We start from the raw sequence: 9482 nt of genomic DNA, 5'->3' as shown, positions 1-9482 counted from the left end.
TCGACGGGCTTGGAGACTTCCTTCAGACGCGGGTCCGGGACGGTGAGAATTTCGCGAATAGCCATGCCGGTAAAATAGGAGGGAGACGCTGGAAAATCAACGCGTGAGCGCTGTGATCAGGCCGCATCCTCCTCGTCTCCATCCTCGGCGTCCGAGAAATCCAGCTCACCGGTCCTGTCCGGCAGCGCCGCGTGGTTCTCGATCGTATCGAGCTCTGGCAGCGATTTGCTGGAGTCCGAAATGTGCAGGTCCTCGAACTTGCGCGCGGCCGGCAGCACACTTCTCTGCAAGGAGCCGGAGAAGCTGTTGAAGTGGTTCACCGTCATGTTGAGGGACTTGCCGAGCTTCTCGATATGCCCGCCCATTGAGGTCAGCCGGCCATAGAGGTCCCGGCCGAGTTCGGCGGCCTGACGGGCATTCTCGGTCGCCTGTTCCTGACGCCAGCCATAGGCGACCGCCTTGGCAAGCGCGAGCAGGGTGGACGGCGTCACGACGATGACCTGCCGGGCGGCGGCAAAGTCAAACAGGTCCGGCTCATGCTCAAGCGCGGCGACATAGAAATTCTCACCCGGAATGAACAGCGCCACGAAGTCCACGCGCTTCGAGAAGGCGCTCTGATAATCCTTCGAGCCCAGCGTCTTGATGTGGTCGCGCACCTTCTTGCCGTGTGCCTTGAGATAGGCTGTGCGCCGCGCCGGATCGGTCTCATCCAGCGCTTTCAGATAGTCCTCGATCGAGACCTTTGAATCGACCACGATCTCGCGCCCGCCGGGCAGCTTGATGATGACGTCCGGGCGGATCGCCTTTTCATCCACGCGGTCATGCACCTGTTCGGAGAAGTCGCAATGGGCTGACAGGCCCGCATGCTCCATGACATTGCGCAGCGTCGTCTCGCCCCAGCGCCCGCCGCCCTTGGGCGCCGACAGCGCGGTGACGAGCTTGTTGGTCTCGGTCGTGTGCAGTTTCAGGCTCTCGCCGATGGCCTTGACCTGCTCCTGGATGGAGGACTTGTCCTGCGCCCGAACCTTTTCGAGGTCTGCGACCTTCTTGGCGAAATCCTCGAGGTTCTTGTTGATCGGGGTCATCAGCTCCTTGAGGTTGGACTGAGCCCCCTCCTTGTGGCGCTTGAAGTGTTCATCCGCCTGGCTGAGGAAGCGCCGGCTCGACTGGTCGAGCACGCGCTGGGCAAGGTCGGCGAATTTCTTCTCGTCTTCCTCGCTGCGCGCTTCGGCCTTTGCCAGCGCGATTTTCGCATCGTCAGCCACGGCGGCCTGCGTTTTCAGCTGCTGGCGGAAATCCTCGCGCTCGGCCTTCGCCGTCTCGAGCAGCTCCTGGGTATGGGCGAGGTCGCGTTCCACTTCCCCGGTGCGGTTGCGAAGCTCCCCGCGCAGCCAGAAGACCGCCCCTGCGAGCGCCGCCGCAGCGAGAATGAGGAGCAGGTGTACGAGGTCGAGGCTGAGCGAGCCGATGGTGATGAGAGCGTCCATGGGGCTTTTCTAGTCCGATTCGGCTTGACTCTGCGGTGGAAACACGCAGAACATACAAGGAACAAAGGGGTGCGTCCAGTGCGGCGCTGGAAAGAGGATGTGGATTGGCGGGACACTTGCCTCAGTCATTGCGCGCAGTGGCGCGCCGTCATGCGCATACGCCCGATGAGGCCGATGACCTTGTCCAGCAGGCGCTGCTGGCCGCCATAGAGGCCGGGCGGACCGATTTCGCGTCCGGCCAGACGCGGGCCTGGCTTTCGGGTGTGATCCGTAATCGCGCCCGGATGGAAGCGCGGGGCGCTGTCCGGCGGCGCGAACGTGAGCGTGCCTGGCAGGCGGATGGGCTCACGCAGGAGGCTGGCGGGATAGATGGCCTGCCGGACGTGTCGGCCCTGCCGCGTTCTCTGCGTCTGGTCGCGCTGCTTGCCTTTGCCGGCGCGACGCGGCCTGAAATCGCCTGGCTGCTTGGCCTGTCTGATACAGCACTCCGACAGCGGATCAGCCAGCTCAAGCGGGCGCTCGCGGGCTTGCCCCAGACCGGCGGCGCGCAGGCGCTGCAGGGGGCGCTCCCCTTTGGCGCGCTAAGACGAAGCATGATCGATCGGCTGAAGCGCCGCGGCGGTTTTCTCGCCAGTCATGATCCGGATGGCCATCTTTTTGTCCTCGCCAGCTCACAAAAGCCGGGCGTGCGGCAACAGGAGGGTGAGCCACCGGAAAAGGAGACCCATCCATGCTCGCAAACATGAATATCGGCGCCATCGTCTTTTACGTGACCGACATCGACCGAACCGAAGCCTTTTACAAGGAAACCCTCGGGCTGAGCGTCAATCGCATGCCCGGCGAACCGGGTGAGGGCGGCGGGGCCGACTGGCTGATGGCCGAGACGGCAGGCGGCGTCAGCCTCATCTTCTTCCAGATGCCGTCCAAACAGGGCGACAGCCCGGTCGTGGTGTTCGAACTCGCGGATGGCGGGATCGAGGGGGTCGTGGAGGGCCTTGCCTCAAAGGGGGTAACGATCGTCACGCCGGTCTCGCACGCACCAGACGGCGGCCTGACGGCTGACTTTGCTGACCCGGACGGCCACACGCTGTCCATGTACCAGGCCCCCGACAAGCCGCGCTAGGGCCGCTGGGAACGGGTAGGGCGAGGCACTCGTTGCCTCTCTTTGCAAGGGAGCTTCGCCCATGTCCGGCAAACAGGAAAAGTGGTCACAGGAGGTGACCGAAAAGAGCGACGCGCTCGATCTTGAAGACGGCGTGTTCACCAGGAACGACCCTGCCGGGATTGCTGCCTCACTGAAACGCTCGGCGGAAAAGAGCGGGAAGAAGAAGGCCTCGCCCTATGCCTCGGCCATGTCGATGCTGACCTTCCATATCAATCGCGCGGGCCGCAATCTGTCGAAGAAGGACCGCGAGAAACTGGAAGCGGCCAAGGACGAACTCCGCAAGCAGTTCGGGCGGGAGCCGAAGGGGTAGGCTCGCTCAGCTTACCGCCGCCCTCCCAGCGCAAGCTCAGACCCATGGCGGCTGGAAAGTGCGCTTTCAACCGCCATGGACCCCACCTTTCGGTGGGGAGGCGGCTTATGTTGAGTGGCTAGAACACACCCATTGCGAGCCCGGCCGCCATGGCTTCGCCGAGCTCGCGGCACTTCCTGAGATCTTCTTCGTCAATTGTCTTGTCGGCGAGGATCTCCTCCTTGCCTTGGGCATGCGTGCAGACGATGAAGCCTTCCTGCGCGACCTTCAGCCGCCAGCCGGTGGCGATGCGCGCGGTCTGTTTCATCGCGTTCTCGCCATCGGAGCCCGCACAGATCATCTGCGCATAGGGCCGCCCTTCGATCTTTCCGAGGACAGCGTAATAGGAGCGGTCGAAGAACTCCTTCATGCCGCCAGCAATCGCGGCGAGGTTTTCCGGCGCGCAGAAGATGTAGCCGTCAGCCTCAAGCAAATCCTCCGGCCCGGCCTCTTCGGCGCGCTTCAGCACCGTTTCTGTGCCCTCTTCAGACTGAGCCGCTTCGAAAGCGGCCTTCGCCATCTGCTCGGCGCCGCCGGTGCGGGAGAAATAGACGATAAGGAGTTTGGGCATGGGAGGGAGTGTAATGACGCGTGAGCACAAGCCAACCACTGTCCGCCTCCCACCGAAAGGTGGGGCCCATGGCGGCTGGGAGGTAGGCTCTCGACCGCCATGGGTCCCGGATCGCTTCGCGTCCGGGATGACGGGAATGTGCTACTTGATCAAACGTTAAACCGGAAGTGCAGGACGTCGCCTTCCTTGACCACGTACTCCTTGCCTTCCTGGCGCATCTTGCCGGCTTCCTTGGCGGCCGCTTCACCGCCCAGCGACACGAAGTCGTCATAGGCGATGGTCTCGGCGCGGATGAAGCCCTTCTCGAAGTCGCCATGGATGACCCCGGCGGCCTGCGGTGCGGTCCAGCCCTTGCGGATGGTCCAGGCGCGCGCCTCTTTCGGGCCGACCGTGAAATAGGTCTGAAGGCCGAGCAGCTGATAGCCGGAATGGATGAGACGGTTCAGGCCCGGCTCTTCGAGGCCCTGCATTTCGAGGAACTCTGCGCGCTCCTCCGGGGCGAGCACGGCCATCTCCGCCTCGATCTGCGCGGAAATGACGACGGCTTCAGCGCCTTCCTTCTCGGCGCGTTCGAGCACGGCTTCGGAATATTTGTTCCCCGTGGCTGCACTGTCCTCGTCGACATTGGCGACCAGCAGGACAGGCTTGGCGGTCAGGAGCTGCAGCATGCGCCAGGCCTTCTGGTCCTCTTTCGGCACATCAGCCATGCGGGCGGGGCGGCCTTCATTCAGTTCAGCCAGCGCCAGATCGAGCAGGGCGAGCGTTTCCTTCGCTTCCTTCTCGCCGGACTTGGCTTTCTTCTCGACGCCAGCGCGGCGCTTTTCGAGGCTTTCCATGTCGGCGATCATCAGCTCGGTCTCGACGATATCGAGATCGGCAATCGGGTCGACGCGTCCGGCGACGTGGGTGATGTCGTCATCCTCGAAGCAGCGCAGGACATAGATGATGGCATCGGTCTCGCGAATGTTTGCTAGAAACTGGTTGCCCAGGCCTTCGCCCTTGGAGGCGCCTTCGACGAGGCCGGCAATGTCCACGAAGTTCATGCGCGCCGGGATGATTTCCTTCGAGCCGGCAACCTCGGCCAGCTTGTCGAGGCGCGGCTCCGGCACGGCGACTTCGCCGACATTCGGCTCGATCGTGCAGAAGGGATAGTTTGCCGCCTGGGCGGCGGCTGTCTGGGTCAGCGCATTGAACAGGGTGGACTTGCCGACGTTCGGCAGGCCGACGATGCCGCACTTGAATCCCATGAAAGTCTCCTTCGCTCGGGTCTTGCGGCGAGCGGCATAGCGCATTTTGCTCAGCAGGACAGGGTGTTTTGTCGGAAGAAACTGGTATTGAAGGAAAAAGACAGGCCCGAAGCTTGCATTCCGAGTGGGTAGATTCCTGGAGGACAATATGGCCTATGACGTGATGATTGCGTCTGCCATGGCGGACAAGACGAAAGCTGACCTGGTCGCCAAGCGCCTGCGGGCCTTGAAGTTCAAGGTTCGCTACGACGCCAAGCGCGAGCATACGACGCCGAGTTCGCGCGACATCAATGATGCGAACAAGTCCGGCGCGGTGCTGGTGCTGTGGTCGAAGACGGCTGCCGACAAGGCCTCGCCGGACAATGAATGGGTTGAGGCGATTGCGCATCTCGCCCGTGCGCTCAAGGATGCGCTGTTCCAGGCCGATCTCGACTCTGCCACCCCGAACGAGCCCTTCGACAAGGATGAGCGGTTCAGGATTTCCGGCATGGGCCCCAAGCGCATCCCGGCCGGTTTTCATGCGCTTGTGGACGCACTCGGCGCCGCGCAGGGCCGCAAGGACCTCTCGGACTTCCTGAAGATCGCCGCGGGCGATACCGCAGCGAAGGATGCCTGGAAGAAGGCGCACCCGAAAGATCCGATTGCCGGGACGGCGAAGAAGAAAGCGCCGGCGAAAAAGCCAACTGCGAAAAAGCAAGCTGCGAAGAAACCCACCGCGAAGACGCCAGCTGCCCCGCCAGCGCCTGAGCCCGAAAAACCTGTCGAGGAGACAGCCCCGGACACCGAAGCTGCAGCCGTACCCGCCGCCACATCGGAACTCGCCAGCGAGGAAACGCTGACACCGAAGATCAAGCTCAATCCGCCCCGGTCGCCTTCGGCCATGCCATATCGCCGGCCGAGCCCGGCCTCGCTGGTTGATGAAGAGCGTGAGGATATCGGCTGGACGATAATCGGGCCGGTCCTTGGCGGGATCGCGCTGATGATGATCCTGGCCTGGGTCTTCCGCTCCGGTCAGGCTGGAACAGGTGGCGCCGACGAGGCGCGCCTGCGCGCGATCGGCAATGCCGGCCTGCCCGCACTGGTCGAGGCCTGTCCGCCCGGACAGGTGCCGCGCTCCCTGATCGAGATCCCGCCGCTCCGCACAGGGACGATCGTGGACGATACGGAAGAAGAAACGCCCGAAGACGAGTAGGGCTCAGGTCTCGCGGGCGCCCTGACGCGGATCGGATTTCGGTGCCGGAGCAAGCCGCAGCACTTCGGTCTGGAAGCGCTCATCATTGTCTTCGAGAAGGTACGGCAGGGCGCGCGAACAGGCATCCAGCAGCGCCTCGACCCAGTCCTTTTCCGCCTTCGCGAAGTCGGCCAGGACGTAAGGCATGACCTTGGTCTTGTCGCCTGGATGGCCGACGCCAAGACGGATGCGGCGGACGTCAGGCCCCAGATGCGAAAGCATGGAGCGGATTCCGTTATTGCCGGAATGCCCGCCGCCGCGCTTCACGCGCAGGCGGCCTGGAGCGAGATCGATCTCGTCATGGAAGACGGTGACGGCTTCCGGCGGCAGTTTGAAGAAACGCGCCGCCTCGCCGGCCGCGCGTCCACTTTCATTGTAGAAGGTCTGCGGCTTGAGGAGCAGCAGCTTCACCGGGCCGTTGGCGGTCTGGACCGTGCCCTCTGCAGCCTCGCTCTGGAAACGCTGCTTCCAGGGGCCGAAGCCGTGATCGGATGCGATCCGGTCGAGCACCATGAAGCCGAGATTATGCCGGTTGCCGGCATATTTCGGACCCGGATTTCCCTGGCCTGCAAGAATCTGCATGACAGGCTCCGTGCTCGTGCCCGTTTCAGGCCCCGAAGGGCCGGGCTGACCCGAAAGCCAGCCCAGAATCCGGGAGACTATTCCTTGGATTCTTCTTCGCCGTCAGCTTCGCCTTCGCCTTCACCCTCGTCCTCATCGGACTGGTTGATGGCTTCGACCTCATCGGCCTCTGCGGCCTCTTCATCGGTCTCGTCGACGACTTCAGCCATCCGGCCGGTGATCGTCGCGATGGTGAAGTCGCGATCCGTAATGGTCGGCTCTGCGCCTTCCGGCAGTTTGATGTCGGAAATCTTGACGTTGTCACCGATATCGAGGCCGGTCAGGTCGGCATCCAGCTGGTCCGGAATGCCGTCGGCGCGCACGTTGAGTTCAACCGCGTGGCGAACAACGTTCAGCGCACCACCGCGCTTGAGGCCCGGCGACTGCTCTTCATTGTGGAAGTGAACCGCCACTTCGACCGAAATGATCTGGCTCGCCTTCACGCGGTAGAGGTCGACATGCATCGGGATGTCGGTGACCGGGTGCATCTGGATCGCCTGCGGGATAACCAGCTGCTTCTTGCCGTCATGGACAAGGTTGGCGGTCGAGGTCAGGAACTGGCCGGAATTGATCGCGCGGATCACTTCGTTGAGCCTGAGCGTGATGGCGACCGGATCTTCACCGCCCCCATAAAGGACGCCCGGGACCATCTTGTTGCGACGGGCTTCGCGTGCGCCGCCCTTACCGGTGCGCTCGCGCACTTCGACATTGAAATTGAGTTTTTCGGCCATTGTTTTTCCTTTCGCCCTGAAGTCCGCCGCCGGTCTCTTTCCGGTCGGTGACAGCCTGACAGGCACGGCCTTGCGCCGCCCTTTCGAAGCGGAGGCCATTACACGATGTAGGCAGGGCAGGCAACTGCTGGACTGATTCAGTCTTGACGTGATGCGTTACACATGTAACGTAAAGCGCATCCGATATGACAACTGTAACGTGGAAGGGTCACCACATCATGTCAAAACCGAATGCATCAGAACTCGTCATTCTCAAATACCTGTGGTCAGCCGGACGGCGCACGGCGCGGGAAATCCATGAATCCATCGGGCCGGCTCAGGGCTGGCAGCTTTCGACCACCCGTACGGTGATCAACCGGATGGAGACCAAGGGCTGGGTGAAGCGCGACGGGGAGTCGACGGAAGCCGCGGCTTTTTATGTCGCCGTGCTCGACCGGGTGGAAACGCTGGGCGGTCTGGTCCGCCAGCTGGCGCGTCAGGTGCTCGATCTGAAAGGGCCGCTGCCCGCCGCACTGTTTGCCGAAAGTCCGCACCTGTCGAGCGAAGAGCTCGATGAGCTCGATGCAATCATCAATGCCGCTGAAGACAAGGAACGGGCAGAGAGAGGGGAATAGCGATGAGCATCGCCTGGTTTGTCATTTTTATCCTGCTCTGGACCGGCTTCCTTGCCGGAGCCTCGAGCCTGATCACAGCCGGACGGGTCAATGCCCGATTTGCACAGCTTGTCTGGCGCGGCGCCGCCCTGTTGAGCGCCCTGCCGGTGGTCGTGATCGGCGTGGCGAGCCTTGTGCCGCAGACCTTGCCCTCGGCGCTGCCCGACATCCCTTATGTCGAACCGGCGGCCGGAGCGGTCTCGGCGGCTTCGACAAGCCTGCAGACGGCCGTGTCCGGCCCGCAATGGGCCTGGACAGCGCCAACCCTTTTCGCCGTGCTGGCCGCCGGCTGGGCCCTGCGCTTTGGCGCAGCCCTCCTCGCCCAGGCGCGCCTGCAGCGACTGAAATCCCGCTCGGTGGCCTATTGGCGCACAATCGACGCCTTTCCCCTGACAGAGCTGGGCCTCGAGCGGGTACCCAATGTGCGGCTGATCCCCGGTGGATCGCCTTTCATCGCAGGCTTTGCCAGCCGCGCCATCTATGTACCGGAAGGCCTTGAGGCGCCGGAAGACCTGCGCCAGATCGGGATCCATGAGTGCGTTCACCTGAAACGCGGTGACCTCATCACGCGGCCGCTGGAGCGCCTCGTTGCGGATATCTTCTGGTTCTCCCCCTTTGCCTGGATGATGCGGCGCGAACTCGACTTCTGGCGCGAGGCCGTGTGCGACGAGATCGCCTCCGAGCTGAGCGGCGACCGGATCGGCTATGCCCGCACGCTCGCCCAGGCCGCCCGGATCAGTGCGCCGGTGCGCGCGCTCCCCGTCGCTGCTTTCATCCTGCCCAGAAAACGGAGCCTACCCATGCGTCTCAACCGTCTGTTCGAACACCGCCCGGCGCGATCGCGTCCTGTCATGGCTCTCGGTGCAAGCCTTGTCGCGCTTGCGCTGACCCCTTTCGCGCTAGCGGAAGGCCAGAAGGACGCGGTCGCTGCGGCCGATGGGAAGGAGGATGGCGAGGCGAGCTTTGACTTCGCGGTCCTGCTCAGCCCCGACGCCGGCGTCTCGAGCCGCTATGGCGAACGCACCCATCCCGTCACCAAGAAGCCCGTCTTCCATAACGGCACCGACATCAAGGCCCCGATGGGCACACCGGTTCACACGCCTGGATGCGGCACGGTCGTCCTGTCCGCCTCGAAGAAAGGCTATGGCGAGACCGTCGAGATCGCGTTCGGCGATGGCAGCAAGATGCGCTTCGCGCAGCTGAGCGAGCGGCTTGTCGAGGTTGGCGATGAGGTGAACGCCGGGACTGTGATCGGCAAGGTCGGCATGTCCGGCAAGTATGCGACCGGCCCGCACCTGCATCTCGAACACTGGCAGCCGCAGCTCGACGCCGAGAGCGGCGAGACCGAGCTGAAACCGCTGGACCCGCAAAAATCAGCCGGCCTCGTGCTGTACGCGGCCGGCTGACAATCGCTTTGAGTTTTCGGT

General features: G+C 63.3%; 11 protein-coding genes. 6 read left to right on the top strand and 5 right to left on the bottom strand.

Going from position 1 to position 9482, the window contains the following annotated elements:
- Window positions 1-116: 116 nt before the first annotated feature.
- On the bottom strand, window positions 117-1487 hold the full coding sequence (gene rmuC / locus Q1K29_RS15865) for a DNA recombination protein RmuC (protein WP_300396077.1): 1371 nt from the start codon (window positions 1485-1487) through the stop codon (window positions 117-119).
- 116 nt (window positions 1488-1603) lie between these two features.
- On the opposite strand from rmuC, the gene Q1K29_RS15860 reads away from it, so the two are divergent.
- From Q1K29_RS15860 to Q1K29_RS15850, 3 genes are all read left to right on the top strand, one after another.
- Window positions 1604-2233 (top strand): sigma factor, encoded by a 630-nt coding sequence (locus tag Q1K29_RS15860; protein WP_300396075.1) that lies wholly within the window; start codon window positions 1604-1606, stop codon window positions 2231-2233.
- Window positions 2218-2610 (top strand): VOC family protein, encoded by a 393-nt coding sequence (locus Q1K29_RS15855; protein WP_300396073.1) that lies wholly within the window; start codon window positions 2218-2220, stop codon window positions 2608-2610. The genes Q1K29_RS15860 and Q1K29_RS15855 overlap by 16 nt, the downstream gene beginning before the upstream one ends.
- Window positions 2611-2671: 61 nt before the next feature.
- Complete coding sequence (locus Q1K29_RS15850; protein ID WP_300396071.1) at window positions 2672-2962, top strand: DUF3175 domain-containing protein; 291 nt, start codon at window positions 2672-2674, stop codon at window positions 2960-2962.
- 118 nt (window positions 2963-3080) lie between these two features.
- Here Q1K29_RS15850 and Q1K29_RS15845 read toward each other — a convergent pair whose 3' ends face one another.
- On the bottom strand, window positions 3081-3572 hold the full coding sequence (locus Q1K29_RS15845; RefSeq protein ID WP_300396069.1) for an NAD(P)H-dependent oxidoreductase: 492 nt from the start codon (window positions 3570-3572) through the stop codon (window positions 3081-3083).
- A 149-nt stretch (window positions 3573-3721) separates the two neighbouring features.
- On the bottom strand, window positions 3722-4819 hold the full coding sequence (gene ychF, locus Q1K29_RS15840) for a redox-regulated ATPase YchF (RefSeq protein WP_300396067.1): 1098 nt from the start codon (window positions 4817-4819) through the stop codon (window positions 3722-3724).
- A 148-nt stretch (window positions 4820-4967) separates the two neighbouring features.
- Between ychF and Q1K29_RS15835 the strand changes: the two genes are divergently transcribed.
- Window positions 4968-6011 (top strand): hypothetical protein, encoded by a 1044-nt coding sequence (locus Q1K29_RS15835; RefSeq protein ID WP_300396066.1) that lies wholly within the window; start codon window positions 4968-4970, stop codon window positions 6009-6011.
- A 3-nt stretch (window positions 6012-6014) separates the two neighbouring features.
- On the opposite strand, the gene pth is transcribed toward Q1K29_RS15835, so the two are convergent.
- Window positions 6015-6632, bottom strand: coding sequence for an aminoacyl-tRNA hydrolase (gene pth / locus Q1K29_RS15830; RefSeq protein ID WP_300396064.1), 618 nt, complete (start codon window positions 6630-6632; stop codon window positions 6015-6017).
- Window positions 6633-6709: 77 nt separating this feature from the next.
- The gene (locus tag Q1K29_RS15825) at window positions 6710-7402 is read right to left on the bottom strand and encodes a 50S ribosomal protein L25/general stress protein Ctc (protein WP_300396062.1); all 693 of its coding nucleotides are present in this window, start codon (window positions 7400-7402) and stop codon (window positions 6710-6712) included.
- A 218-nt stretch (window positions 7403-7620) separates the two neighbouring features.
- On the opposite strand from Q1K29_RS15825, the gene Q1K29_RS15820 reads away from it, so the two are divergent.
- Window positions 7621-8016 (top strand): BlaI/MecI/CopY family transcriptional regulator, encoded by a 396-nt coding sequence (locus Q1K29_RS15820; RefSeq protein ID WP_300396060.1) that lies wholly within the window; start codon window positions 7621-7623, stop codon window positions 8014-8016.
- A gap of 2 nt (window positions 8017-8018) precedes the next feature.
- On the top strand, window positions 8019-9461 hold the full coding sequence (locus tag Q1K29_RS15815; RefSeq protein ID WP_300396058.1) for a M23/M56 family metallopeptidase: 1443 nt from the start codon (window positions 8019-8021) through the stop codon (window positions 9459-9461).
- Window positions 9462-9482 lie beyond the last annotated feature (21 nt).

The sequence above is a fragment of the Henriciella sp. genome (assembly GCF_029937755.1).
Taxonomy (GTDB): domain Bacteria; phylum Pseudomonadota; class Alphaproteobacteria; order Caulobacterales; family Hyphomonadaceae; genus Henriciella.
The sequence above is the reverse complement of the archived record's forward strand: the minus strand, read 5'-3'. Positions and strand labels throughout refer to the sequence as shown.

What these genes read in the sequence shown, in the direction of transcription:
- Q1K29_RS15815 (WP_300396058.1), top strand. Translation starts at nt 8,019, where the DNA reads ATGAGCATCGCCTGGTTTGTCATTTTTATCCTGCTCTGGACCGGCTTC.
- pth (WP_300396064.1), bottom strand. Translation starts at nt 6,632, where the DNA reads ATGCAGATTCTTGCAGGCCAGGGAAATCCGGGTCCGAAATATGCCGGC.
- rmuC (WP_300396077.1), bottom strand. Translation starts at nt 1,487, where the DNA reads ATGGACGCTCTCATCACCATCGGCTCGCTCAGCCTCGACCTCGTACAC.
- Q1K29_RS15825 (WP_300396062.1), bottom strand. Translation starts at nt 7,402, where the DNA reads ATGGCCGAAAAACTCAATTTCAATGTCGAAGTGCGCGAGCGCACCGGT.
- Q1K29_RS15855 (WP_300396073.1), top strand. Translation starts at nt 2,218, where the DNA reads ATGCTCGCAAACATGAATATCGGCGCCATCGTCTTTTACGTGACCGAC.
- ychF (WP_300396067.1), bottom strand. Translation starts at nt 4,819, where the DNA reads ATGGGATTCAAGTGCGGCATCGTCGGCCTGCCGAACGTCGGCAAGTCC.
- Q1K29_RS15820 (WP_300396060.1), top strand. Translation starts at nt 7,621, where the DNA reads ATGTCAAAACCGAATGCATCAGAACTCGTCATTCTCAAATACCTGTGG.
- Q1K29_RS15845 (WP_300396069.1), bottom strand. Translation starts at nt 3,572, where the DNA reads ATGCCCAAACTCCTTATCGTCTATTTCTCCCGCACCGGCGGCGCCGAG.
- Q1K29_RS15835 (WP_300396066.1), top strand. Translation starts at nt 4,968, where the DNA reads ATGGCCTATGACGTGATGATTGCGTCTGCCATGGCGGACAAGACGAAA.
- Q1K29_RS15850 (WP_300396071.1), top strand. Translation starts at nt 2,672, where the DNA reads ATGTCCGGCAAACAGGAAAAGTGGTCACAGGAGGTGACCGAAAAGAGC.